The organism is Paucibacter sp. TC2R-5, assembly GCF_025717605.1.
GTDB classification, from domain to species: Bacteria; Pseudomonadota; Gammaproteobacteria; order Burkholderiales; family Burkholderiaceae_C; genus Paucibacter_A; species Paucibacter_A albus.
On record NZ_JAJIRQ010000001.1, the window covers coordinates 565,500 to 589,209 of the forward strand.

21 protein-coding genes and 1 tRNA gene are annotated in these 23,710 nt (G+C 62.1%); 14 read left to right on the forward strand and 8 right to left on the reverse strand.

Translation table 11 applies throughout. The features are described 5' to 3' along the window. Positions 1-86 precede the first annotated feature (86 nt). The gene (locus tag LNV08_RS02345; RefSeq protein ID WP_263532035.1) at positions 87-827 is read left to right on the forward strand and encodes a helix-turn-helix domain-containing protein; all 741 of its coding nucleotides are present in this window, start codon (positions 87-89) and stop codon (positions 825-827) included. Here LNV08_RS02345 and LNV08_RS02350 read toward each other — a convergent pair whose 3' ends face one another. Then, on the reverse strand, positions 828-3,122 hold the full coding sequence (locus LNV08_RS02350; RefSeq protein ID WP_263532036.1) for a patatin-like phospholipase family protein: 2,295 nt from the start codon (positions 3,120-3,122) through the stop codon (positions 828-830). Between the two features lie 149 nt (positions 3,123-3,271). Between LNV08_RS02350 and ispF the strand changes: the two genes are divergently transcribed. Continuing rightward, a complete protein-coding gene (gene ispF / locus LNV08_RS02355) occupies positions 3,272-3,757 on the forward strand; it encodes a 2-C-methyl-D-erythritol 2,4-cyclodiphosphate synthase (RefSeq protein WP_263532037.1) in 486 nt (161 codons plus the stop codon). A gap of 74 nt (positions 3,758-3,831) precedes the next feature. On the opposite strand, the gene LNV08_RS02360 is transcribed toward ispF, so the two are convergent. The 4 genes from LNV08_RS02360 to ompR all read right to left on the reverse strand — a co-directional run bounded on the left by LNV08_RS02360 (position 3,832) and on the right by ompR (position 7,731). Beyond that, positions 3,832-4,647: a hypothetical protein gene (locus LNV08_RS02360; protein WP_263532038.1), complete on the reverse strand. Its 816-nt coding sequence runs from the start codon at positions 4,645-4,647 to the stop codon at positions 3,832-3,834. A 721-nt stretch (positions 4,648-5,368) separates the two neighbouring features. Beyond that, the gene (locus LNV08_RS02365) at positions 5,369-5,599 is read right to left on the reverse strand and encodes a hypothetical protein (protein WP_263532039.1); all 231 of its coding nucleotides are present in this window, start codon (positions 5,597-5,599) and stop codon (positions 5,369-5,371) included. Positions 5,600-5,641: 42 nt separating this feature from the next. Next, complete coding sequence (locus LNV08_RS02370; RefSeq protein WP_263532040.1) at positions 5,642-6,964, reverse strand: ATP-binding protein; 1,323 nt, start codon at positions 6,962-6,964, stop codon at positions 5,642-5,644. A 32-nt stretch (positions 6,965-6,996) separates the two neighbouring features. Continuing rightward, positions 6,997-7,731 carry a two-component system response regulator OmpR gene (ompR, locus tag LNV08_RS02375; protein WP_263532041.1) on the reverse strand — a complete coding sequence of 245 codons (735 nt, stop codon included), beginning with the start codon at positions 7,729-7,731 and terminating at the stop codon, positions 6,997-6,999. A 194-nt stretch (positions 7,732-7,925) separates the two neighbouring features. On the opposite strand from ompR, the gene LNV08_RS02380 reads away from it, so the two are divergent. The 7 genes from LNV08_RS02380 to LNV08_RS02410 all read left to right on the forward strand — a co-directional run bounded on the left by LNV08_RS02380 (position 7,926) and on the right by LNV08_RS02410 (position 15,736). Further along, on the forward strand, positions 7,926-8,627 hold the full coding sequence (locus tag LNV08_RS02380; protein ID WP_263532042.1) for an SIMPL domain-containing protein: 702 nt from the start codon (positions 7,926-7,928) through the stop codon (positions 8,625-8,627). Between the two features lie 48 nt (positions 8,628-8,675). Then, positions 8,676-9,617: an alpha/beta fold hydrolase gene (locus LNV08_RS02385; RefSeq protein ID WP_263532043.1), complete on the forward strand. Its 942-nt coding sequence runs from the start codon at positions 8,676-8,678 to the stop codon at positions 9,615-9,617. Next, entirely contained in the window at positions 9,614-11,965 is a 2,352-nt protein-coding gene (locus LNV08_RS02390; RefSeq protein ID WP_263532044.1) for a RelA/SpoT family protein, read from the forward strand. Before LNV08_RS02385 ends, LNV08_RS02390 begins: the two co-directional genes overlap by 4 nt. 60 nt (positions 11,966-12,025) lie before the next feature. Next, positions 12,026-12,102 (forward strand) — tRNA-Val (locus tag LNV08_RS02395). Positions 12,103-12,414: 312 nt separating this feature from the next. Further along, positions 12,415-13,011: a polyhydroxyalkanoate synthesis repressor PhaR gene (gene phaR, locus LNV08_RS02400; RefSeq protein WP_263532045.1), complete on the forward strand. Its 597-nt coding sequence runs from the start codon at positions 12,415-12,417 to the stop codon at positions 13,009-13,011. 63 nt (positions 13,012-13,074) lie between these two features. After that, positions 13,075-14,487, forward strand: coding sequence for a 30S ribosomal protein S12 methylthiotransferase RimO (gene rimO / locus LNV08_RS02405; RefSeq protein WP_263532046.1), 1,413 nt, complete (start codon positions 13,075-13,077; stop codon positions 14,485-14,487). A gap of 61 nt (positions 14,488-14,548) precedes the next feature. Next, a complete protein-coding gene (locus LNV08_RS02410) occupies positions 14,549-15,736 on the forward strand; it encodes a PLP-dependent transferase (protein WP_263532047.1) in 1,188 nt (395 codons plus the stop codon). A 77-nt stretch (positions 15,737-15,813) separates the two neighbouring features. Here the strand turns inward: LNV08_RS02410 and smpB are convergent, their stop codons facing one another. Continuing rightward, the gene (gene smpB / locus LNV08_RS02415) at positions 15,814-16,332 is read right to left on the reverse strand and encodes an SsrA-binding protein SmpB (protein WP_263532048.1); all 519 of its coding nucleotides are present in this window, start codon (positions 16,330-16,332) and stop codon (positions 15,814-15,816) included. Positions 16,333-16,405: 73 nt separating this feature from the next. Between smpB and LNV08_RS02420 the strand changes: the two genes are divergently transcribed. Together LNV08_RS02420 and LNV08_RS02425 are read left to right on the forward strand one after the other, a co-directional pair. After that, positions 16,406-16,867 (forward strand): type II toxin-antitoxin system RatA family toxin, encoded by a 462-nt coding sequence (locus tag LNV08_RS02420; protein ID WP_263532049.1) that lies wholly within the window; start codon positions 16,406-16,408, stop codon positions 16,865-16,867. Positions 16,868-16,869: 2 nt separating this feature from the next. Continuing rightward, positions 16,870-17,190: an RnfH family protein gene (locus LNV08_RS02425; RefSeq protein ID WP_263532050.1), complete on the forward strand. Its 321-nt coding sequence runs from the start codon at positions 16,870-16,872 to the stop codon at positions 17,188-17,190. A 12-nt stretch (positions 17,191-17,202) separates the two neighbouring features. On the opposite strand, the gene LNV08_RS02430 is transcribed toward LNV08_RS02425, so the two are convergent. Further along, a complete protein-coding gene (locus LNV08_RS02430) occupies positions 17,203-17,769 on the reverse strand; it encodes a DUF4124 domain-containing protein (protein ID WP_263532051.1) in 567 nt (188 codons plus the stop codon). A gap of 84 nt (positions 17,770-17,853) precedes the next feature. On the opposite strand from LNV08_RS02430, the gene guaB reads away from it, so the two are divergent. The 3 genes from guaB to guaA are packed head-to-tail and all read left to right on the forward strand — an operon-like array spanning position 17,854 to position 22,271. Further along, positions 17,854-19,323, forward strand: a complete 1,470-nt coding sequence (gene guaB, locus LNV08_RS02435; RefSeq protein ID WP_263532052.1) for an IMP dehydrogenase — start codon at positions 17,854-17,856, stop codon at positions 19,321-19,323. A gap of 60 nt (positions 19,324-19,383) precedes the next feature. Beyond that, entirely contained in the window at positions 19,384-20,640 is a 1,257-nt protein-coding gene (locus LNV08_RS02440; RefSeq protein ID WP_263532053.1) for an MFS transporter, read from the forward strand. A 26-nt stretch (positions 20,641-20,666) separates the two neighbouring features. Further along, a complete protein-coding gene (guaA, locus tag LNV08_RS02445) occupies positions 20,667-22,271 on the forward strand; it encodes a glutamine-hydrolyzing GMP synthase (protein ID WP_263532054.1) in 1,605 nt (534 codons plus the stop codon). Positions 22,272-22,355: 84 nt separating this feature from the next. Here guaA and LNV08_RS02450 read toward each other — a convergent pair whose 3' ends face one another. Then, positions 22,356-23,657: an OmpP1/FadL family transporter gene (locus tag LNV08_RS02450; protein ID WP_263532055.1), complete on the reverse strand. Its 1,302-nt coding sequence runs from the start codon at positions 23,655-23,657 to the stop codon at positions 22,356-22,358. Positions 23,658-23,710: the final 53 nt, after the last annotated feature.

The window sequence follows — 23,710 nt, forward strand, 5'->3', positions numbered from 1 at the left end:
GCTCATTGATTTTCGGGACTTCTAGGGTTTTTATCTCTGTTTGGTATTAATATTCGCCACCAAATAAGCCGAGCCTGGGAGGGTGTATGAGCAGTCCGGAAATTCTGATTCAAGTGCTGCGCAGCGAAATGCGCGCCGCCGACATGACCTACAAGCAGTTGGCGCTGCGATTGGGCATGAGCGAGTCCAGCGTCAAGCGGGTGTTTTCGCAAGGCGATATGAGCCTGAGCCGGCTGGAGCAAATCTGCAAGGCGGTCGGCGTGGCGATGGAAGATGTGCTGCGCCAGGCGGCCGATTGCGCGCCCCATGCCGACACGCTGACGCTCGATCAAGAGCGCTCATTGGTGCGTGACCCCAAGCTGCTGCTGGTTGCGATTTGCTGCCTGGGCCACTGGACGCTGGCGCAGATCATCGAGGTCTATGCGATCAGCGAGACCGAGTGCATCGGCTATTTAGTCAAACTCGACCGACTGGAACTGATCGAGCTGAAGGCGATGAACCGCTACCGCATGCGGGTGTCGATTGCGTTCCGCTGGATCGCGGATGGGCCGGTGCAGCAGTTCTTCCGCAAGCATGTGGTGGATGATTACTTCGGCGGACGTTTTGATGCGCCCGGCGAAGCCTTGCTGTGCGTGCATGGGCGCCTGTCCAACCCGAGCGCGCAGGAGTTGGTTCAGAAAATCCGCCAATTGGCCGCCGAGTTGGCGCGCTTGCACCAGGACGATCAGCGCCTGCAGGCCAGCGAGCGTGACGGCTTCACGCTGCTGCTGGGTCTGCGTTCCTGGGAGTTTGCTCAGTTCACCGCGATGCGCCGAACAGCCGATTGATTACCAGATTGGCCCAAGGAACAGATACAGCGAAGATCTGCCCTGATAGGTGCTGCCCGCCGCCAGGTAGAAGGGGCCAAATCGGGTGTCCAAGGACAGAAAACCGCTGGCGGCCAGCTTGGATTCGGGCAAGGCAAAGGCGAACAAGCTGTTGTCGCTGGCGCGCAAGATTGATCCCGCTTCCAGCGAGAAGCCGGCGCGAATTGCACCGCCCAAGCCGACCGGCATCTGTGCAATATTGCGCGCCATCACCAGGCGCGTCATCGCCACGGCCCGGCCGCTCAATGAGCCTTGAGGCGAGCCGGAGAGGCGCAAGAATCCGCCCAAATCTCCGGTCGTGCCGATCGACGAGGAGGCCACTTCGCCATACACATGGCCGGCCCACTGGCCCCAGCGGAAGGCGCTCAGGCCGCGCAACTCCACCTTGCCTACTGACTCCTTGTCGCGGTTTCGGTACTCCTCCAAGCTGAGACCAAACAGCAGGCCCCGGGTCGGGAAGGCCAAGGAGTCCAAGGTGTCGGTCCGGATCTCCATGAATCGGTGCGAGTAGTAGCCGTTCAGTTGCTCGGCATTCTGAGGCTCGGGAATCGTCAGCCTGGCGCTTTCCCGCAGCTTGCCTACGCCAAGGCGCACATCGCCCCAATTGGAGAGCTGCCGGCCCAAAGCCACCGAGACCTCCGCGCCATTGGCGCTCACCCTAGCGGTACGCAAACCCAGACTGCTGTATTGGTCAATGCTGCCAGCCCGGTAATGCGCTTCGGTGCTCAGGAACCAGGGTGAGCCGGCACCCAAGGGTTGAAACAACTCCGTGCCCAGCCAGCGCTTGTCGCCGATGCTGGCATTGGTGCGCAGCTCGGCGCCCCATGGGTTGAGCCAGGTCCACACATGCATCAGCCGCACCGTGAAACGATTGGCGTCATCAAAGTCGCTGTAGAGCTCCAGTCCCACTCTGAGGCGGCTGCTGGCCCAGTCGGCTTCACTGACGTTGAGGGTGACCTGGCGTTGGCCTTTTTCGTCGCTGATCTGCGCGTCAATACGCTCGAAGTCGCCGCGCCCATAGAGCTGCGCGCTGGCTTTTTGAATGTCGCCGACGCTGACCGGCTCTCCCAGCGGCAAGTCGATTTCGGCCTTCAATGCTGCAGGGTTGCTGCGCTGCGTGCCGCGAATCTCCAGGCTGGCCAAGGGCAGGCGCTTGCTGGGGTTTGCCGCTTCAGCCGTTTGCTGCCGCCTGGATTCCAGTGCAGCGTAAACCTCGGGCGGTATGGCCAGCTCGCGCAGACGCTCATGCGAGGCAAATGCAGCCCGCTGACCGGAGGCGACCGCTTCCTGGTGGCGACCGAAGTCCATGAAGGCGATATTGCCCAGATCGGGGTCGATCAAGACATCGTCGGGACGCAGCCCTCGCAACGATTGGGCGACGTTTTGATTGGTCAGAATCTGCAGCATCTGGTTGGCTACGCCGACCGCGCTGTTGATCTCGCGTTCTTCCAGCAGCGGTGAGCCCACATTGACCGCGATGATGATCTCGGCGCCCATTTTGCGGGCGATATCGATCGGTAGATTGCGCACCAGGCCGCCGTCCACAACCTGCCGGCCATTGATGCGCGCCGGGGTGAACACGCCGGGCACCGCCATCGAAGCGCGCATGGCCAGGAACAGCGGCGTGTCAATCATCTCCAGCATGTCGCCGCTGAGCAAGTCGGTGGCCACGGCGCGAAAGGGCAGGCTCAGTTGGCTGATCGGCGCTTCGGCTTGCGCGGGCGGCACCAGGCGCTCCAGCGCAAATTCCAAGGCGCTGTTTCCCGCTGCCGAAGGGGGCAAGCTGACGCCGGTAGCGCGGTGCAATCCCAGCTCGATGCGAGAGGGCAGCAACTGGTCCTCCTCGCGTCGGCGAAAACTCAGGGATTGGCGCGGCGGGCGGTCCGCAAGAATCGCCGGCCAGTCGGTGCCCTGAACAAAGTTCTCCAGCTCCTCGATGCTGCGCCCCGAGGCGAAAGCGCCGCCCACCACCGCGCCCATGCTGGTGCCCACCACCACGTCCACCGGCACATGCAGCTCTTGCAGCACCCGCAGCACCCCGATATGGGCCAGGCCGCGCACGCCGCCGCCGGACAGCACCAAGCCGATCTTGGGGCGTTTGAGCGCTTCCACAGGCGCAGCCTGCGCAGCGGCTTCTTCTTGAGCGAAGCCAGTGCCGGTACTCAGCGCCAGTGCAGACGCAACGAAAAGGAGAACGCATTGCCGCCGCCGGCTTGTGGCCAGCTTGAGGCAGGTTTGAAAATTTGATGCAGGCATGGTCAGCAGATGGGCAAGGCCGCGAGCGTAGCGCAGCTTTGTGTAAATCCGCGCTAAGCTCGCGGCGTTTTTGATCTAGGCTCGCTGCCTTAGCTCCCACCAACGCCATGACACAAACTCAAACTCCTGCCTTACCTCCGCACAGCCCGATGCCCTGCCCATTCCGAATCGGCGAAGGTTGGGACACCCATGCTTTGGTGCTGGGCCGGCCCCTGGTGCTGGGCGGCGTCACCATCCCGCATACCCATGGCCTGCTGGGTCATTCGGACGCCGACGCGCTCGCGCATGCAATCACCGATGCGCTGCTGGGCGCAGCGGCTTTGGGCGATATCGGCAAGCTTTTTCCCGACACGGCGGCCGAGTTCAAAGGTGCCGATTCGATGGTCTTGCTGGCCGAGGCTTACCGGCGCGTGCGCCTTGAGGGCTGGCAGATCGTCAATATCGATAGCACCATCAAGGCCCAAGCGCCCAAGATGGCGCCCCACATTCCCCTGATGCGAGCCCGCTTGGCCGAGGTGTTAGGCCTGGAGATTGGGCAGATCAATGTCAAGGCCAAGACGGCCGAGAAGATGGGTCCGGTCGGCGGGTGTCAGGCCATCGAGGCGCAGGCGGTTTGTCTGTTGGCCAAGGGCTGAGCGCCGAAACATTGACAGGGCCCCTGCCGCGCCATGCGCTGCAGGGGCCCTGTTCTGAATGCCGCTGGGGCTATTTACAGAGCCTTCTTTACCCAGGCTTCTAGCTCGGCCGCAGTGATGGTCTTGGTCAAGACCGGCGTGGCGTTGCCGGGCTCGCGCAGCTCCAAGATATAGGTTTTGCCATCGGCGCTTTCTATGGCCGTCAATGAAGAGCCGTCGCCCCGGCTGCTGATCTTGACGCTATTGGTCTTGGCGTCGCCGGTGATCACCAGTTTTTGCGGGAAGCGCGAAGTGTCGATCACGACCATAAGATTGCCGCTGGCGTCCAGCGTAAGGGCAAAAGTGTCGGTGCGGGCATTGCGGAGCACGCTGAGGTCGATGATGGCGCTCACCGGTGTGCCGTCGGCCTTGACGCTGACCTTCAGGTCGCCGTTGACCTTCTGCATGGTCAGATCGGTGTCGCCGGTGCGCAGGTTCAGATCTTTGATCTTGACGCTGCGGCTCAGGCCGTCGGGGCTGTCAACGCTTTCTGTCAAAGTGCCCGAGGCAATGAACACCGGTCCGGTCTTGCAATTCACGGCTGTGTAGGTCCGCAGCTTGTCTGCAATGCTCAAATCAAGGCTGCCGCCATCGACACAGGCCAGGCTGCCCGGCTGGGTTTGAGTGAAGCCGACGGCAATGGGCGCCAAGCCGGCCCTGATCAAACCCTCGCTTTGGTCTGTACTGCCTGCCGCGATCCCCAAGACGTCGCTGTAGTTGGCGCTGTTGATGGACGCGGTTTTGGGCTCCGGCTTCGGCTCAGGGTCGCTGCTGCTCCCACAGGCGCTCAAAATGAGTGCGCTGGCGCTCAGGCACAGCAGGCAGGAAATGGATTTCAGGTTCGCTTTCATCGCAAGTCGCTCCGATCTTTATGCCCCGGTAGGGGCTGTTGGCGTGGTGGTTTGGGTGGACGCGCTGCAGTGTTGCGCAGTTCGCGAGCCCTTGCCAGCCGCCCCTCAGAGGTGGCGAAATTTGCGCCCTCAGGAGGCCTAACGTGCTACTTGCCTGTGCAAACCAGCGGTCTCAGAGCTCGCCCAACACCAACTGGTCCACATCGTTGGTCGATATGGACTTGACCAAGGTCGGTGTGTCTGAGCCCTTGGCGCGTACCTCGAGTGCTTTGTAGTAGTTGACCTTACGGTCTGCGGCGACATCGGTATGAATCGCAATCCAGTGCGTCGATAGGCGCCCACATCCTGCGCGTTGACATAGGGGCTCAAAGTGTCGGCAGCCACTCGGCTTGCGCCAAACAGGTCGGCCCAAGTATTGGCTTTCGCTATCAGAGGGTTCGGAAATTGAAACTTTGTCGCCATCGTGCGTGCCGCCGTAGGCCAGGTAGAAGGGGCCTAGGCGTGTGTCCACGGCCAAGAAACCGCTGGCCGTCAACCCGCAACGGCGAGAACAAGTCCGGTACCGCCATCGAGGCCCGCATGGCCAGGAACAGCGCTTGATCGCTCAGGGTGACCAGCCGCCCGTCCAGCAAATCGGTGGCGAGGGCTCGAAACGGCAGTGGCAACTATTGCAGACCTTGCTCGCTCTTGGCGCCCTGGGGGCCAGGCGTGTCAGGGTGAATTACAAGGTGCTGTTGCCGGCCGCAGCGGGCGGCAGCGTCAGGCCCTTAAAGTTGACGCCGAAGTCAATTCTGGATGCCACCAAGCGGTCATCCTCGCGGCGCTGAAAGCTCAGCTCGCGGCGCGGCGAGCGGTCAGCCAAAATAGCGTCCCAATCGGAGGCACGTGCAAAGGCTGCGAGCTCCTCAACGCCCAGGACCGAAGCAAAGGGGCCGCCCACCGCAGCGCCCATGCTGCTGCCATCCAGCCAAACGCCTGCGGGTTTAGCCTAACCTTAGCTGGCCTTTTGCAACTTGATCACCGCGAAAAGGCCGCCGCCCTCGGCATTGCCTATTTCCAGCTGGCCGCCCAGGCGCTGCACCGATTTTTCAACGATGGCCAGGCCTAAGCCCGCGCCATTGGCGGCGGTGCGGGCGGCGTCGCCGCGAAAAAATGGCGTGGTCAGCTTGGCCAATTTGTCCGAGGGCACCCCGTTTCCATGGTCGCGCACCAGCAGATGCACCCAGTTGCCGCTGATGCTGGCTGTTACTTCAACTTGCGCAGGGCCATCGTCGGCCCGGCCGTAGCGGCGGGCGTTCTCGAACAGATTCAGCAGCACGCGGCCCAGCTCGGTGTCGTCGGCCCAAACCTTGAAGTCAGACTGCACCCCGTTTTGAATCCGGATCTGCTGGGGTTCGCGAAAGCCCTGGGCCACCCGGTCCACCACTTCGCCCAGCAGCAGCGGCTGTAACTGCAGCTCCGAAGGGCGGGCATAGTCCATGAACTTGTGGATGATGGCGTCGAGCTGATCGATGTCTTGCGCCATGAACTGGCGCGCTTGCTCGTCCGGCACGCTCATTTCGGCCTCCAGCCGCAGCCTGGCCAGTGGCGTGCGCAAGTCATGCGAGATGCCGGCCAGCATGACCGTGCGGTCTTCTTCCATCTTGGCGAGCTCGCGTGCCATCCGGTTGAAGCCCATATTGACGTCGCGGATCTCGCTGGTGCGGGTGCTTTCATCCAGCACCGAGTCGTACTCGCCCTCGCGGATGCGGTGCGCCGCCAGGCTCAGATCTCGCAGCGGCTGGTTGATCAGGCGCGTGATGGCCGCCGATCCCAGCACCGTACCGATCAGGGCAATCAGCAACCACCAGCTATTGGTCGAATTGGCGATGCTGAAGGGCCGTGCGCTGGTTTGCAGCCAATAGGCGTCCTGGCCAATGTTGAAGCGCACCCACAGGCCGGGCGTGCCGTTGACGCTGCGCGCCACCACGGTATCGGGCCCAAGCCGGCCGCGCATCTCGGCAGCGAGCTGCTTGGCGAAGTCCGAGCTGTCGTAGGGCTGCCAGCGGTCATGCGCCTCGGCCACGCGCACTTGCACCGTCTCGCTGCGTGCCAATGAGCTCAGGACGGCAACGCGGTTGATGCTGTCGGTGTCGGCCAGCGCGACCCGGCTCAGATTGACCAAGCCGGCCAACTGCTGCGCCGCCTCGAGCGCGCGCGGCTCCGCCTCCAAGACTTTGAATGTTTGTTGCCAAGCCAGCACCCCACCGGCCAGCAGCAGGGCCAAGAGCGCAAAAGTGCGCCAGAACAGATTCAGCGCGAGCTGGGGGCGTGGCACGGCTTAAGTAGACTTGGTTTTAGCGAAGAACCCTAGGCCGTTTCGTCCGGCACAAACACATAACCCACGCCCCAGACGGTTTGGATATAGCGTGGCTGAGCCGGGTCGGTCTCCAATAATTTGCGCAGGCGAGAGATCTGCACATCGAGGCTGCGGTCAAAGGGTTCGAAGTCGCGGCCGCGTGCGAGTTGGGCCAGCTTGTCGCGGGTCAGCGGTTGGCGCGGGTGGCGCACCAAGGCCTTCAACATCGAAAATTCTCCGGTCGTCAAGGGCAGCGCCTCGCCGTCCCGCGACAGCCGGCGCAGGGCCAAGTCGAATTCAAAGGGCCCAAAGTTGACCGTCATCGCTTCTTTGGATGGGGCGCCCGGTGCCTCCATCACGGGGCGACGGCGCAGCACCGCGTTGATGCGCGCCAGCAGCTCGCGCGGGTTGAAGGGCTTGGACAAATAATCATCGGCTCCGACCTCCAGGCCCACGATGCGGTCCACATCCTCGACCTTGGCCGTCAGCATGATGATGGGCGTCAGGTCATTGCCGGCGCGCAGCCGGCGGCAGATCGTCAGGCCGTCTTCGCCTGGCAGCATCAAGTCGAGCACGATCAGATCGACCGTCTCGCGGCTGAGCTGCTTGGTGAGGGCGCGGCCGTCTTCGGCCAGCAAGACTTCAAACCCTTCTTGGCTCAGATAGCGGCGCAGCAGGTCGCGGATGCGAGCGTCGTCATCGACGATCAAAATGCGATTAGGCCGCGTGGGGGGCGTGCTGGTCATGGCCGTGAGTCCTGGTTAGTCCGGGTTGATCCTGATTTGTAACAAGCTCATTGTGAGTGCGTTTTGGTCTGTTTTGGCACCGCACTGACAGCTCGTTACAGTTCATTAACATCTCGGGCCTGGCCCGGGCTCGATTCCGTGCAATGCTGCGCGCCCTGGGGCGCTCAGTGTGCGTCTTCAAAAATTGGAGTTTCATGAAAGCAATCATTTGTCTTGGCTTGTTGTCCCTGGCCGGTGGCGCTTTTGCGGCAAGCGATGCTTTGCCCAGAGACCGGCTCAACCTGACAGCCAGCGCCAGTGTTGAAGTCACCCGTGATGTGCTGGGCATCGTCTTTTCGACCAGTAAAGAGGGCTCGGATGCGGCGACGGTGCAGACGCAGCTGAAGCAGGCGCTGGAGGCTGCCCTGACGGAGGCGCGCAAGATTGCCAAGCCGGGTCAGGTGGAGGTGCAAACCGGCAACTTCTCGCTCTACCCCCGCTATGCGGCTAAGGGCGGCATCAATGGCTGGCAGGGCTCGGCCGAGTTGCTGGTGGAGGGCAAGGATGCTGCCGCGATCGCGCAGCTGAGTGGCCGCATCAACACCATGAGCATCGCCCGTGTTGGATACAGCCTGTCCAAGGAGCAGCGCGAGAAGGTCGAGGGCGATGTGACAGCGCAGGCGATTGCCCGCTTCAAGGCGCGCGCGGCTGACTACGCGCGGCAGTTTGGATTCAATGGTTACTCGATCGGAGAGGTCAGCGTTAACAGCGCCGACCCCGGCAATATGCCTATGGCCGCGCCGCCCATGCGTTTCAAGGCGATGGCAGCGTCAGCCGACGAGGCCTTGCCGGTGGAGGCGGGCAAGGCCTCGGTCAGCGTGACGGTGAATGGCTCGGTGGTGATGACGGCGCCTTGAGCGTCGCATCAAGTGCCTTGTTAGGATGAGCCGAGGAGGACAGCAAAAATGACAGAACCGCAACTGAAGTACGTGCAATGCCTGGGGAGTGCAGGGCTGCGCCGCATGGCTTATTGGGAATGGGCTTGTGTGGGCGCAGCTGGCGCGCAAGCCCCGGTTCTGGTCTGTGTGCACGGCCTGACCCGTCAGGGGCGTGACTTCGATACCTTGGCGCGTCGCATGAGCGAGAGCCACCGGGTGATTTGCCCCGACGTGGCCGGCCGAGGGCGTTCGGACTGGCTGCCTCAGGCCTTTGGCTACCAGATCCCCACCTATGTGGCGGATATGGTGGTGCTGCTGGCGCGCTTGGATGTGGAGCAGGTCGATTGGGTCGGCACTTCGATGGGTGGGCTGATCGGCATGGGATTGGCGGCCTTGCCGGCATTGTCGGGCGCAGCAGGTGCATCCGGCGTGGCGACCAGCCTGGTACGCCGCATGGTCTTGAATGATGTGGGTCCGGAACTGGGTTTCGAGGCCTTGCAGCGTATTGGCAGCTATCTCGGGCAGCACATGCGTTTCGATTCGCAGGAGCAGGGCGCAGCCTATTTGGCCAGCATTTCGCCAGGTTTCGGCCCGCATAGCGCGGCGCAATGGGCGGCGCTTTCGGCGCCTATGTTCAAGCCTGTTGAAAGTGGCGCTGGTGGTGACGGTGTGGAAGGCGGTGTGCGACTGCATTACGACCCGCAACTGGCCGCACCTTTCGCGCAAGTCTCGCGCGAGGCGGCCGAGGCCGGCACGGCGGCACTCTGGCAAGCCTACGACAGCCTAACTTGCCCGACCCTGCTGCTGCGCGGCGCCGAGTCCGATTTGCTGTCCAGCGCCACTGCGCAGGCCATGACCCAGCGCGGGCCGCGCGCGCGGCTGCATGAGTTTGCCGGCGTGGGCCATGCGCCGACGCTGGTACAAGCCGATCAAATCGAGGTCGTGCGGGAGTTTTTGGGAGCGGTATGAAGACGGGTTCACAGAGCGGGCAGGCGCAGACCGCAGCGATCGTCAGTTTGCTGGAGGCCTCGCCGGCGCTTGAGTTGACGCCGGTCGGGGGTGCGCCAGCGACAGGCATCACTCCGCTGGACACCGTGGCCAGAGCACGGGCTTTTGCGGAGCCTTTGCTGACGGGTCAGTTGTTGGACACCGGCGAAGAGGCCTTGGGCCATGCCGACGGTGTGGCCGCGATTTTGGCCGGCATCGGCGCTGCGCCGGCCATGCAGGCGGCCTCCTACCTGGTTTACGCGGGTGACTATCTGGCTCGACCCGAAGAGTTGGTCAGCAAGGCATTTGGCGAGTCCTATGCCAGCTTGGTCATGCACACGCGCAAGCTGGTGCAGATTCAGCGCGCAGCCCGCGAGGCGCGGGTCGACGCCGCCGCCCGGGCCGAGCAAACCGAACGAGTCCGCAAGATGCTGCTGGCTTTCTCCCGCGATCTGCGGGTGGTGCTCTTGCGGCTGGCATCGCGCTTGCAGACTCTGCGATTTTTTGCGTCGTCAAAGCAGGCTTGCCCGGGAAGTCTGGCGGCCGAGTCACTGCAGGTGTTTGCGCCCTTGGCCAATCGCTTGGGCATTTGGCAGATCAAATGGGAGCTGGAGGATTTGTCCTTTCGCTTTCTGCAGCCGCAAGCCTACCGGGAACTGGCGCGCGCGCTGGACGAGAAGCGGCTGGGCCGTGAGCAAAGCATTGAAGCCGCTCGCGCTGCGCTGCAGGCGGACCTGCTGACGCTGGGCATTGAGGCGCAGGTGCAGGGCCGGCCCAAGCATCTCTACAGCATTCACAAAAAAATGCAGGGCAAGGGTTTGCAACTGGAGCGGGTGTTCGACCTGCGCGCGTTGCGCGTGGTCGTACCCGCTGTGGCGGACTGTTATGCAGTGTTGAGCCGCCTGCATGAGCTGTACACGCCGGTCGATGGTGAGTTCGACGACTACATCGCCCGGCCCAAGCCCAACGGCTATCAATCGCTGCACACCGTCGTGCTGGGTGCGGACGGCCGGGCGATGGAAGTGCAAATCCGCACGGCCGCTATGCATGAGCATGCCGAGCATGGCGTGGCTGCGCACTGGGCCTACAAGGAGGCCGGGGCGCGAGGCTATGCCGGCGTCAGCGCGGCAGGCGACTTTGAGGAGCAAGTGGCACAGGCCCGCAAGGCGGTGCTGCGTCAACTGCTGGCTTGGGAGCGCGACTTCGTTGAGGGTGACGCATCGGTCGCCGCAGGGGCAGCAGCAGGTGCGGCTGCAACAGCCGACGCCGGCGCTGACTCGGCCACGGTCTTCGATGACCGCATTTATGTGTTCACGCCGCAGGCCTCGATCGTCGAGTTGGCGGCCGGCGCTACGCCGGTTGACTTTGCCTACGCCGTGCATACCGATCTGGGCCACCGTTGCCGGGGTGCCAAGGTGGACGGCGTGATGGTGCCGCTCAACACCCCTCTCAAGAGCGGGCAGACAGTCGAGGTGACGTCGGCTAAAGAGGGCGGGCCGTCGCTGGATTGGCTCAACGCCGAGCTGGGTTTTCTGCAAAGCCAGCGTTCGCGCACCAAGGTGCGGGCCTGGTTCAACGCGATGGCGCAGCGCCAGACCGCTGCACGGGGCCGCGAGGCGGTCGAAAAGCTTTTGCAGCGGGAGGGTAAAACGGCGGTCAAGCTGGAGGATCTGGCCGGACGGCTGGGCTTCAAGAATGCCGACGCTTTGTTTGAGGTGGTGGGTAAAGACGAATACTCGCTGCGTAATATCGAACTGCTGCTGCGCCCGCCGGTGCCCGAGCCCGATGACGATGAGCTCTTGGCCCAGCGCCGCAGCAAGGCGGGCGCCAACGCGCCGCGCGGCGGTGTGTTGGTGGTGGGGGTGGACTCCTTGCTGACCAATCTGGCGCGTTGTTGCCGGCCGGCGCCGCCCGATGCGATTGGCGGTTACGTCACGCGCGGCAAGGGCGTGGCCATCCACCGGCTCGATTGCAGCAATTTCAGGCAAATGGCGGCCTTGGCCGGCGAACGCGTGATCGAGGTGGAGTGGGGGGGGCGACCCAATGAGCTTGATGCCAAGGGGCGCGGTGCGGCGCAGTACCCGGTAGACGTGGTCGTGGAGGCCAGTGAGCGCCAAGGCCTGCTGCGCGATGTGCTGGAAGTCTTTTCGAAAGAGAAGATGAATGTGGTGGCCGTGAACACGCAAGCGGCCAAGAACGCTGGCAGGGCGGTGCGGAGCGAAACCAGCTGGACCCATTTCACCGTAGAAGTGGCAGATTCAGGGCGTTTGGCCCAGGTCTTGCGTCATGTCGCCACGGTCAACGGCGTGCGCTCTGCCAGAAGAAAATGAAGTGAATTTGAAAATTTTCTTGCGCACCCCTGAAAACCGGGCTATACTGCGAAGCTCTTGAGGCGCGTAGCTCAGCTGGTTAGAGCACCACCTTGACATGGTGGGGGTCGTTGGTTCGAGTCCAATCGCGCCTACCAAATACGGTAGGCGTTACCTTCAAGTAACGTTGAAATAAGAAGCCCGGTAGATCGCAGATCTGTCGGGCTTTTTGCTTTTTGGCCCACTTTCAGGCCATGCTCTTGCTCCAAGCCAACTGCTTATCGTGGTTCACCTTGTGCGCCAAGAAGCCATGGCTAAGGGGTAATCCCCTTCGGGCTGCCTCTGAGCGTCTTCTAGAATAATGTTGCACCTGCACATATTGATGGATGCACTGACAGCCCTGCTCGGCAGAGGGCAATAGGCGCGGCGCCGCAGGCGCTGTTGCTAACCGAATCGAAGAGGAGTTGTCCATGGTTACTGCCCGCAAAAAGGCCGCGGGAGGCGCGGCGCCTGAGTCCGGCGCCGAGCACAACAGCGGCGTTCGCGTGCTCAAGAAGTACCCGAACCGGCGTCTCTATGACACTCAAACCAGCAGTTACATCACCTTGGCCGACGTCAAGAAAATGGTGTTCGCGGGCCAGGCTTTCGAGGTGCGTGACGCCAAGACGAGTGAGGATCTGACGCGCAGCATCCTCTTGCAAATCATTCTGGAAGAAGAAACCGGCGGTGTACCGATGTTCAGCACCGCCGCTCTTGAGCAGATCATTCGCTTTTACGGCCATGCGATGCAGGGCGTGATGGGTGACTATCTGGAAAAAAATGTGCAGAGTTTTGGCGACTTGCAGACCAAGTTCGCCGAGCAGAGCAAGGGCCTGGCCTTCAGCCCCGAGTTGTGGACTCAGTTTCTGGGTGCGCAGGCACCGATGATGCAGGGTTTGCTGGGTGGCTATGCCGAGCAGTCAAAGACCTTGATTTCGCAGATGCAGGAAAAAATGCAGGAGCAAATTCAGCAGGCCTCGGCACTCTTTCCCGGTATTCCTGGGCTGCCAGGTTTCCCTAAAAAGTAGGGCGCGGGCAGTTTTGCAGCCGGCATTGCGGTGAGTCTTTGCGGGATGAGCGAAAATCCCGGCATGAACACAATTAACACAAGCGGTATCGCCGCTGCCGCTGCACCCAAGATTGGTTTCGTGTCACTGGGTTGCCCAAAAGCCCTGACCGACTCCGAGCTGATCCTGACCCAGCTGCGGGCCGAAGGCTACGAAACCTCCAAGACCTTTGCCGGCGCCGATTTGGTGATCGTCAACACCTGCGGATTCATTGACGACGCGGTGCGCGAAAGTCTGGACACCATCGGTGAAGCCTTGGCTGAAAACGGCAAGGTCATCGTTACCGGCTGCTTGGGCGCCAAGGCGGGTGCAAGCAGCCCGGATGCCGGCGGCTTGGTGCGTGAGATGCACCCCAGCGTCCTGGCCGTGACTGGCCCGCATGCGACGCAAGAAGTAATGGACGCCGTGCACTTGCATGTGCCCAAGCCGCATGACCCCTTTCTCGACCTGGTGCCCGAGTCGCGTGGCATTGCAGGCATCAAGCTAACGCCTAAACACTACGCTTACCTGAAGATCAGCGAGGGCTGCAACCATCGCTGCACCTTCTGCATCATCCCCAGCATGCGGGGTGACTTGGTGTCGCGCCCGATCGGCGATGTGTTGAACGAAGCGCGTGCGCTGTTCGAGTCCGGCGTGAAGGAGTTGCTGGTGGTCAGCCAGGACACCAGCGCTTACGGCGTCGACGTCAAATACCGCACTGGTTTTTGGGACGGCAAGCCGGTCAAAACCCGCATGTATGACCTGGTTGCGCAAATGGGCGAGATGGCCAAGCAATACGGCGCTTGGGTGCGGCTGCACTATGTCTATCCTTATCCGCATGTGGATGAGGTGCTGCCGCTGATGGCCGATGGTTTGATCCTGCCCTATCTGGACGTGCCTTTGCAACATGCCCACCCCGACGTGCTCAAGCGCATGAAGCGCCCGGCCAATGGCGAGAAGAATATGGAGCGCATCCTGCGCTGGCGCGAGATTTGCCCCGACATCGTCATCCGCTCAACCTTCATCGCCGGTTTCCCCGGCGAAACCGAAGCCGAGTTTCAGTATTTGCTGGACTTCATGACTGAGGCGCGCATCGACCGTGCCGGCTGCTTCGCCTATTCGCCGGTGACGGGCGCCACTGCTAACGACTTGGACGGTGCGCTGCCGCAAGAAGTGCGTGAAGAGCGCCAGGCGCGTTTCATGCAAATCGCCGAAGCGGTGTCGATCGACAAATTGCGTTCGCGCATCGGCGCGACCATGCAGGTCTTGGTTGATTCCGCCCCGGCCATGGGCCGCAAGGGCGGTGTCGGCCGCAGCTATGCCGACGCGCCCGAGATCGACGGCACGGTCCGCCTGGCCGCTCCGCAAAAGGCCAGCAAGACGCTCAAGGTGGGTGAGTTCACCAAGGCGAAGATCGTCGCGACCGAAGGCCATGACTTGATCGGCGTGCCAATCTAGTCGCTGTTCTTAACCCAAACGGGCTGCGGCCCGTTTTCTTTTTTCTGGTCGGAGTATTCACTTGAGCAAACGCGCCATCTCCACGGATCAAATCCATCACCCTTACCATGCCCCCGAGGGCTGGAATGCGTTCCCACCCGGCGTCTTCAAAGCCTCCACGGTGCTGTTCAAGAATACCGCTGACCTGCATCAATACCGCCCACGCGACGGCCAGAGCTACCGCTACGGTCTGCACGGCACGCCGACCAGCTACACCCTGGCGGCGCGCATTGCGAGCCTGGAAGGCGCGCAGCACTGCCTGCTTGTGCCCAGCGGCTTGGCGGCGGTGACGCTGGTGAGCGTGGGGCTGCTGCGACCCGGCGACGAGGTGCTGGTGCCTGACAACGTCTATGGTCAGAACCGCTACCTGAGCGAATCCTGGCTGCCGCAGTTCGGCATCACTTACAAGTTCTATGACCCGCTTGATGTGGCGGGCTTCAAGGCGCTGCTGACGCCGCAGACCAAGCTGGTGTGGCTGGAAGCGGCCGGCTCGATCACGCTGGAGTTCCCCGACCTGCTGGGTTTGCTGGCGGCTTGCAAAGCCCATGGGGGCGTCATCACGGCGCTGGACAACACATGGGGCTCGGGTGTGGCCTTCAATCCCTTTGAGATTGCGCCCGGAGTCGGTGCGGATGTGTCGATACAGGCCCTGACCAAGTACGCCTCGGGTGGCGCCGATGTCTTGATGGGTTCCGTCTGCACGCGAGACTCAGGCCTGCATGAGCGCCTCAACCATGCCCACGAGCATCTCGGTTATGGCCTGGGTCAAAACGATGTGGAGCTGGTCTTGCGCGGCCTGCCGACGCTGGAACTGCGCTACCGTGCGCAAGACGCGACAACGCGCGCCTTGGCCGCCTGGATGCAGGCGCAGCCGCAAGTTGCTCAGGTCTTGCATCCGGCGCTGCCCGGCTCGCCTGGCCATGCGCATTGGCTACAGACCAGCTGCGCAGGCGCTGCATGCCTGTTCTCGGCCGTGTTCAAGCCCGAGTACAGCGCGCGTCAGGTCGACGCCTTTGTCGACGCGCTGGCGCTGTTTGGCATCGGCTACTCATGGGCCGGGCCGATGAGCTTGGCCGTGCCCTATGACTTGAGTCGCAGCCGCAATCTGGGTCGCCACTTTGCCGAGGGTGTGGTCGTGCGTTTCGCTATTGGCCTGGAGGTCGAGGCCGATTTGCGCGCCGATCTGGCGCAGGCGCTGGCTATTCTTTAGTCTCGGGAAGGGGCTTTGGTGGCGTGCCGCATCAACTGCCCCTTTTGGCGAAAGTGGCAGCTAATCTGCTTCGCAGCTTAGGTCTTCGACTTTGATGCATGCCGCATCAACTGCCCCTTTTCTTTCTCCCAATCCCGCTTCTTCTCGGTATTGCGCTTGTCGTGTTCGGCCTTGCCCTTGGCCAGGCCGATTTCGACTTTGACGTAGCTGCCTTTGAAATGCAGGTTGAGCGGCACCAGGGTGAAGCCCTTTTGCTCGATCTTGCCAATCAAGCGGCGGATGTCTTCGCCCTTGAGCAAGAGTTTTTTGATCCGGTCGGCCAAGGGGCTGATGTGGGTCGACGCATTGCGCAGCGGGTTGATGCGGCAACCGATCAAATACATCTCGCCGCCCTTGATCATCACGTAGCCGTCGGTCAGCTGAACTTGGCCGGCACGGATGGATTTGACCTCCCAGCCCTCCAGCACGATGCCGGCCTCATGCCGCTCTTCGATGAAATAGTCATAGCGGGCGCGGCGGTTCTCGGCGATCGGGGCGCTGGATACGACCGGCTTTGCTTTGGCCGGCGGCCTGAATGACGAATTGGGAGTGGACATAGCGCTCTGTTTTTTTGGTGGCTCGGGGCGGGCGTCAATGGAGTCGCCCGCGCCAATACAATCTCGCCATTGTATGAAGCATGTTAAAAAATCCGTTCTGCTCTGGTACTCGCCCCGCGAGATGTATGACTTGGTCGTCGGCGTTGAGCGCTATCCCGAGTTCTTGCCCTGGTGCGAGCGGGCTGAGCTCTTGGAGCAACAGGACGACGGCGTGACGGCGCGCTTGTCCCTGGCCTACGCCGGCGTGCGCCACGCCTTCACCACCCGCAACAGTCACGAAACCGACCGCCGCGTCAGCATGCGCTTGGTCGACGGTCCTTTTTCAATGTTGGACGGCGACTGGCGCTTTGTGCCTTTGACCAAACCGGGTGGCAACGCTGAATCCGAGTTGGCCTGCAAGATCGAGTTCGAGTTGCGCTATGCGTTTTCAAGTGTTGCGCTGGAGGCGGTGGTCAGCCCGGTGTTTGATCGCGTCGCCAATACCTTTGTCGAGCGGTTTGTCCAACGCGCCGAGGCGGTTTACGGTGCGCGCTGACCATGCAGCTTGAATTGGTTTGGAGTCCGAGTGCGGGTGACGTTAGACAACGATATCTGCAGATGGCTGAGGGCGCGACGATAGAGCAGGCGCTGCGGGCCTGCCCTGAGTTTGCCGATCAACTGCCAGGCTTAGGTGCAATGAAAATCGGTGTTTGGGGGCGTTTGATGCCTTTGAGCACGGCGCTGCGCGATCGCGACCGGATCGAGGTTTACCGGCCCCTGACGGTGGATCCGAAAGAATCGCGGCGACTGCGCTTTCGTAAGTCGCCAGAGCGGGTTGCTTCGCGGCATCGCCCCTTGGGCGGCAAGATCGGGCTTTAGCGGCCGCTACTTTCAGCGGCATTCGCTGTTGATGATGCTGCGGGTGCGCTGCATTTCTTCCGCGCGCTGGTTTTCATCGATGACGATGGGCTCTCCCTTGTCGTTATTGCGCGTGAGCCGCACGCCATCCTGCAGCAGCTTCATATTCTCCTGAGCCCGCAGGCAGTTGTCGTGGCGCTGCTCGGCCAGCTTGGCTTCGTTCTCTCGCTGGCGCCGTTGTGCGTCTTTGTCTTCTTGTTTTTCGCGGGCTTGGCGCTCGAGGTCGGTCTTGCTCGGCCCGCTGGCCATTGGGAGCGGGGCGCTAGCGGCGCTACTGCTGGTGCCGTAGGGCACGATGACGATGCGTTCTTGCTGCTGATTCTTGGGGCGCTGCAAGATGTCTTTCTCGGCCGTGCCTTGCGGCGGCGGCAGGTCGCTGAACTGCAGCTTGCCGCTGGCGTCGCGCCATTTCCACTGGGCCTGTACCGGGCCTGCAGCACAAAGCACCAGCATGCCGAGCAGGCTGAAGCGCAAGGTGTGACGCCTAAAGTTGCTCGAGAGGGTGCGCGTGGGCTCAGCGCTGAGCTTTAGTTTTTGCATGTTTTGAGTGTAGCCCTGGCCGCACTTGGATGGGTGCCTTGCGCGCCTTCCGTATAATGCCGCTTTGCGTCTGGAGCTTCCCCTATGCGCCTACTCGGCAAAGCGCTCACCTTTGATGATGTCCTCTTGGTGCCAGCGTTCTCGCAAGTCTTGCCTCGCGACACCAGTTTAGCCACCCGGCTGTCCCGCAATATCCGCCTCAACCTGCCCCTGGTGTCAGCCGCCATGGATACGGTCACGGAAGCGCGTTTGGCCATCGCCATCGCGCAAGAGGGCGGCATCGGCATCGTGCACAAGAACCTGACTGCAGCGCAGCAAGCGATCGAAGTCGCTCGCGTCAAGCGCTATGAGTCGGGCATCGTGCTCGAGCCTTTCACGATCACGCCAAGCACTACGGTGCGCGAAGTGATCGAGTTGCAGCGCCTGCACGGCGTGTCGGGCTTCCCGGTGCTGGATGGCAAAAAGGTGGTCGGCATCGTGACCGGCCGCGACGTCCGGTTCGAGACGCGCATGGATCTGGCCGTCAGCCAGATGATGACGCCTGCATCCAAGTTGGTCACCGTCAAGGAAGGCGCCTCGCTGGAAGAGGCCAAGGCCTTGATGCACCAGCACAAGCTCGAGCGCGTGGTCGTCATCAACGAGGCCTTCGAGTTGCGCGGCCTGATGACGGTCAAAGACATCACCAAGCAAACTAGCTTCCCGCTCGCGGCGCGTGATTCGCACGGCAAGCTGCGCGTCGGTGCTGCGGTCGGCTTTGGCGACGACACCGAAGAGCGCGTGACCATGCTGGTCAAGGCCGGCGTCGACGCCTTGATCGTTGACACCGCCCATGGCCACAGCGCTGGTGTGCTGGAGCGCGTGCGTTGGGTCAAGGACAAGTTCCCAGGTGTTGACGTGATCGGCGGCAATATCGCCACTGCCGCAGCCGCTTTGGCGCTGGTGGAGGCGGGTGCCGATGGCGTCAAGGTCGGTATCGGCCCCGGCTCGATCTGCACCACCCGCATCGTCGCTGGCGTGGGCGTGCCGCAGATCACCGCGATCGACAACGTCGCCACCGCTCTGCGCGGCACCGGCGTGCCGGTGATTGCCGACGGCGGCGTGCGCTTCTCGGGCGATCTGGCCAAGGCGATTGCCGCTGGCGCCGACTGCGTGATGATGGGTGGCGCTTTTGCCGGCACCGAAGAGGCGCCCGGTGACCTGATCTTGTATCAGGGTCGCAGCTACAAGAGCTACCGCGGCATGGGTTCGATGGGCGCGATGGCCAAGGGTTCAGCCGACCGCTACTTCCAGGACACCTCGGCCAACAACCCCAACACCTCCAAGCTGGTGCCTGAGGGCATCGAAGGCCAAGTGCCTTACAAGGGCTCGGTGGTGCAGGTGATCTTCCAGATGGCAGGTGGCCTCAAGGCGTCGATGCACTACTGCGGCTGCGCCACCATCGAAGACATGCAGAACAAGGGCGAGTTCGTCGAGATCACCTCGGCGGGCATGCGCGAAAGCCATGTCCACGATGTGCAGATCACCAAAGAGTCGCCGAACTACAGATCCGAGTAGTCGGCATGAAGAAAGGGGCCTCGGCCCCTTTTTCACATTGAGTAGCAGCAAGGAATTCGATTGAGCAGCGAGACAGAGCCAAGCAGGGTGGCCAAGGGTAGATCCGCCGGCATGGGTTTCATCATGGTGGCGGTGTTGATCGACATGATCTCGATCGGCCTGATCATCCCGGTCTTGCCGCCACTGGTCGGCAGTTTTACCAGTTCGGCTGCCAATCACACGCTGGCTTATTTGATGGTGGCCTTTGCTTTTGGCTTCGCCAACTTCATCGGCTCGCCGATTCTTGGTGCCTTGTCTGATCGCTATGGCCGTCGGCCGGTGATGTTGATCGGCTTTTGCGGTCTGGCGCTGAGCTTTTTCGTCACGGCCATGGCCACCGCCTTGTGGATGCTGGTCGCGGTGCGGGTGGTCAGCGGCGCGATGCAGGCGAATGCCTCGGTCGCCAATGCCTATGTGGCCGACATCAGCGCGCCGGATGAGCGCGCCAAGCGCTTCGGCATGCTGGGCGCGGCCTTCGGCATGGGTTTCATCCTCGGCCCGGTGATGGGCGGCATTCTGGGTGATATCGACCTGCACCTGCCGTTTTATGTGGCCGGCACGCTGGCGCTGATCAACTGGTGCTATGGCTTTTTCGTCCTGCCCGAATCGCTCAAACCCGAGAACCGCCGGCCCTTCACGTGGCGGCGCGCCAATCCGGTCAACTCACTGAAGAAACTCAGCAGCTTGAAGGGCGTCGGCCCCTTGGTGTTTGTGATCGCCTTGTCGGGTCTGGCGCAAATGATTTTGCAGTCCAGTTGGGTGCTTTACACCCATTTCAAATTCGGCTGGGGCCCCAAGGAGAACGGCTGGTCGCTGTTCGCAGTGGGCGTGATGTCGGTGCTGGTGCAGGGCTTTTTGCTGCCGAAGCTGTTGAAGATTTTCTCGCCGCAACGCCTGGTCGTGCTGGGTCTGCTGTCCAGCACGGTGACGAATTTTGTCTGGGGTGCTTCGACGGCGGGTTGGATGATGTACGCCATCATCGGCTTCAACCTCTTGGGCTTTGCGGTCAATGCCGCGATGCAAAGTCTGATCTCGAACGCTGCCGACGCTTCGACCCAAGGCGAAACGATGGGCGCAGTGTCCTCGCTGAACAGCATCATGGCGGTGCTGGCGCCCGTGGTTGGGCCGGGCTTGATCTATTTCGTCGCCGAATTGCCGCAAGGTGATTGGCGCATCGGCGCACCGTTCTATTTCTGCGCCGCTTTGCAGGCGCTGTCGCTCGTTTTCGCCTGGCGCCATTTCGCGCGCACGCGGCCCGCAGCGACCGTGACTGTTTGAAAAAATTTTGATGAAGTGAGATGAATATGCATGACAAAGTCCTGATCCTCGATTTCGGCTCCCAAGTCACCCAGTTGATCGCCCGCCGCGTGCGCGAGGCGGCGGTGTTCTGCGAGATTCATCCGAATGACGTCAGCGATGAATTCATCCGTGAATTCGCGCCCAAGGCCATCATCTTGTCGGGCAGCCATGCCTCGACCTATGAAGACCATGAGTTGCGCGCGCCGCAGGCTGTGTGGGACCTGGGCGTGCCGGTCTTGGGTATTTGCTACGGCATGTTCACCATGGCCGTGCAACTCGGCGGCAAGGTCGAGGCCAGTGATCACCGCGAATTCGGCTATGCCGAGGTGCGTGCCCATGGCCATACCCGGTTGCTTGACGGCATCCAGGACCACGCCACGCTGGAAGGCCACGGCATGCTCAAGGTCTGGATGAGCCATGGCGACAAGGTCACCGTGATGCCGCCCGGCTTCAAACTGATGGCCGAAACGCCGAGCTGCCCGATTGCCGGCATGGCGAACGAAGAAAAAGGCTATTACGCGGTGCAGTTCCACCCCGAGGTGACGCACACGGTCAAGGGCCAGGAGCTGCTGACGCGCTTTGTACGCGACATTGCCGGCTGCAAGGGCGACTGGATCATGGGCGACTACATCGAAGAAGCCGTCGCCAAGATCCGCGAGCAGGTCGGTGATGAAGAAGTCATCCTGGGCCTATCCGGCGGGGTTGATTCCTCGGTCGCTGCGGCGCTGATCCACCGCGCCATCGGCGATCAGCTGACCTGCGTGTTCGTCGACCATGGCCTTCTGCGCTTGAACGAGGGCGCGATGGTGATGGAGATGTTCGCCGGCAAACTGCATGCCAAGGTTGTGCATGTGCAGGCCGAGGCGCAGTTCCTGGGCCATCTGGCGGGCGTCACTGACCCCGAGCAAAAGCGCAAGATCATCGGCCGTGAGTTTGTCGAGGTGTTCAAGGCCGAGGCTGCAAAGCTGAAGGCGGCCGACTCCGATGTCAAGGGCGCTAAATGGTTAGCTCAAGGCACCATCTACCCCGATGTGGTCGAGAGCGGCGGCACCAAGACCAAGAAGGCGACCACGATCAAGAGCCACCACAATGTCGGCGGACTGCCCGAGCAATTGGGCCTGAAGCTGCTGGAGCCGCTGCGCGAGTTGTTCAAGGACGAGGTGCGGGCTTTAGGCGTGGCGCTGGGCCTGCCGGCCGATATGGTGTACCGCCACCCCTTCCCAGGCCCGGGCCTGGGTGTGCGCATTCTCGGCGAGGTCAAGCAGCAATATGCTGATCTGCTGCGCCGGGCGGACGCGATCTTCATCGAAGAGTTGCGCGGCTGGAAGGACGAGGCCACCGGCAAGAACTGGTATGAGCTGACCAGTCAGGCCTTCACCGTCTTCTTGCCGGTCAAGAGCGTGGGCGTGATGGGCGACGGCCGCACCTATGACTATGTGGTGGCGCTGCGCGCGGTGCAGACCAGCGACTTCATGACGGCCGACTGGGCCGAGCTGCCTTACGGTCTGCTGAAGAAGGTGTCGGGTCGTATCATCAACGAGGTGCGCGGCATCAACCGGGTCACCTACGACGTGTCGAGCAAGCCGCCGGCGACGATCGAGTGGGAGTGAGTTGAGCCTTTGGCCAGCTGACTGATTTGCCGAATTACTGAAAGCCGCCCAGCATCGCTGAGCGGCTTTTTTAATGTCGGTTGATCAAGACTTCCAGTTGAAATTCATCGCCAGGAAGATGAAGTTCACCTTTTTATACTCGCCGATCACGCTGCCACGCCCACCTAAAACGACGGGCACCGCACCCTGAGCATTGCTGCGCAAAGTGCCTTGCGGCGTGTACTCCAGGCTCCAACCCCAATTGAAGTTGCTCGATTCTTCCTTTTGGCCGCCGACACCGAAACGCCAAGTGGCATTGACCGGCAGCGCCAAGGCAATTTGGCCATTCCTCTGAAAACCCGAGTCATAGCCTATGCCGGCATTCAGCAGCCAAGCATTCGACCATTTGTACTGCGTGCCGACCGACAGATGCCAGGTGTCTCTGAAGGGCAGTTGGGTCGACAGTCCGACGGGGTTGTTGGAGTCGATGCCGATTTCGGCCTCGCCGAACTTCGACCATTGCTGCCAACCTAAGCTGCCCAGAATTGCCCAGTCCGCTGCGATTTGTTGGTAGGTGCTGGCCATCAACCCTTGCGGCACGGTCACGCCGAGATCGACTTGCGTGTCCAGCAAGCCTCGGGCGTTGAGCAGTGCTCGCACGCCGGGTGCCAGATCGCTCCATTGCGCTTGCGCCTTGAAGTTGAGCTTGACCGGCGATGTATAGGTCAGCCCGAAACGTCGGCCGGCATCGACTTCGTACATCAGCCCCAAGTTGGCGCCCGCGCCCCAGCTATTGTCTTTGAGGGTCAGGCTGGCGTCGCTGCCGATGATTTTGTTGACGGCCACCTTGTTGTCCATCATGCCGTACATCAGGTTCAAGCTGGCGCCCAGCGACAGCTGCTCGTTGATGCGCGTGGCCACCGAGGGCAGCAGCGAGACGCCCAGCAGCTTGCCTTCTTGGGCGCGGTAGCGGCCCACCCAGCCGTCCTCATACTTGGTGGCCGAGCCGAAGTTGCCGGTCACGCCGAAGCCGAGTTTCAAGTCCGGCGACAAGCTGTGTGTGTAGAACGCACCGCCGCCCGGAAACCAGCCGACCGGGTTGCCGCCGCTCTTGTTGCCCAGCGCGGCCGAGGTCCCGTCACCGATCGAAAAACCCACATCGCCGTGCAGCACTTGCGCGCCCAGCGAGGTTTGATTGCCGCTCAGCCGCGTCATGCCGGCCGGGTTGGTCAGCACCGTGGATGCGTCTTGCGCGCGAGCGGCATAGCCCGCAGCGGCAAGGCCGACGTCGGCTGTGCCGACCTCGTACAAAAGGATGCCACCGGCGCTGACCGCCGGGCTCAAAGAAACGAGGGCGCCAGCAAGCGCCGTCGCCAACAAGGTCTGTTGCGTATCGTTTTTAGTCATGGCGGTGTTCTCCAAAAAGACAAACGCCGGGAGGTGGCCGCAGCCGCCTTCCC

Coding starts and splice junctions, on each gene's coding strand:
- LNV08_RS02430 (WP_263532051.1), bottom strand. CDS start 17,769: ATGCAAAAACTAAAGCTCAGCGCTGAGCCCACGCGCACCCTCTCGAGC.
- LNV08_RS02345 (WP_263532035.1), top strand. CDS start 87: ATGAGCAGTCCGGAAATTCTGATTCAAGTGCTGCGCAGCGAAATGCGC.
- LNV08_RS02420 (WP_263532049.1), top strand. CDS start 16,406: ATGAAGCATGTTAAAAAATCCGTTCTGCTCTGGTACTCGCCCCGCGAG.
- ispF (WP_263532037.1), top strand. CDS start 3,272: ATGCCCTGCCCATTCCGAATCGGCGAAGGTTGGGACACCCATGCTTTG.
- phaR (WP_263532045.1), top strand. CDS start 12,415: ATGGTTACTGCCCGCAAAAAGGCCGCGGGAGGCGCGGCGCCTGAGTCC.
- smpB (WP_263532048.1), bottom strand. CDS start 16,332: ATGTCCACTCCCAATTCGTCATTCAGGCCGCCGGCCAAAGCAAAGCCG.
- LNV08_RS02425 (WP_263532050.1), top strand. CDS start 16,870: ATGCAGCTTGAATTGGTTTGGAGTCCGAGTGCGGGTGACGTTAGACAA.
- LNV08_RS02450 (WP_263532055.1), bottom strand. CDS start 23,657: ATGACTAAAAACGATACGCAACAGACCTTGTTGGCGACGGCGCTTGCT.
- LNV08_RS02385 (WP_263532043.1), top strand. CDS start 8,676: ATGACAGAACCGCAACTGAAGTACGTGCAATGCCTGGGGAGTGCAGGG.
- guaB (WP_263532052.1), top strand. CDS start 17,854: ATGCGCCTACTCGGCAAAGCGCTCACCTTTGATGATGTCCTCTTGGTG.
- guaA (WP_263532054.1), top strand. CDS start 20,667: ATGCATGACAAAGTCCTGATCCTCGATTTCGGCTCCCAAGTCACCCAG.
- ompR (WP_263532041.1), bottom strand. CDS start 7,731: ATGACCAGCACGCCCCCCACGCGGCCTAATCGCATTTTGATCGTCGAT.
- rimO (WP_263532046.1), top strand. CDS start 13,075: ATGAACACAATTAACACAAGCGGTATCGCCGCTGCCGCTGCACCCAAG.
- LNV08_RS02350 (WP_263532036.1), bottom strand. CDS start 3,122: ATGCCTGCATCAAATTTTCAAACCTGCCTCAAGCTGGCCACAAGCCGG.
- LNV08_RS02390 (WP_263532044.1), top strand. CDS start 9,614: ATGAAGACGGGTTCACAGAGCGGGCAGGCGCAGACCGCAGCGATCGTC.
- LNV08_RS02360 (WP_263532038.1), bottom strand. CDS start 4,647: ATGAAAGCGAACCTGAAATCCATTTCCTGCCTGCTGTGCCTGAGCGCC.
- LNV08_RS02365 (WP_263532039.1), bottom strand. CDS start 5,599: ATGGGCGCTGCGGTGGGCGGCCCCTTTGCTTCGGTCCTGGGCGTTGAG.
- LNV08_RS02380 (WP_263532042.1), top strand. CDS start 7,926: ATGAAAGCAATCATTTGTCTTGGCTTGTTGTCCCTGGCCGGTGGCGCT.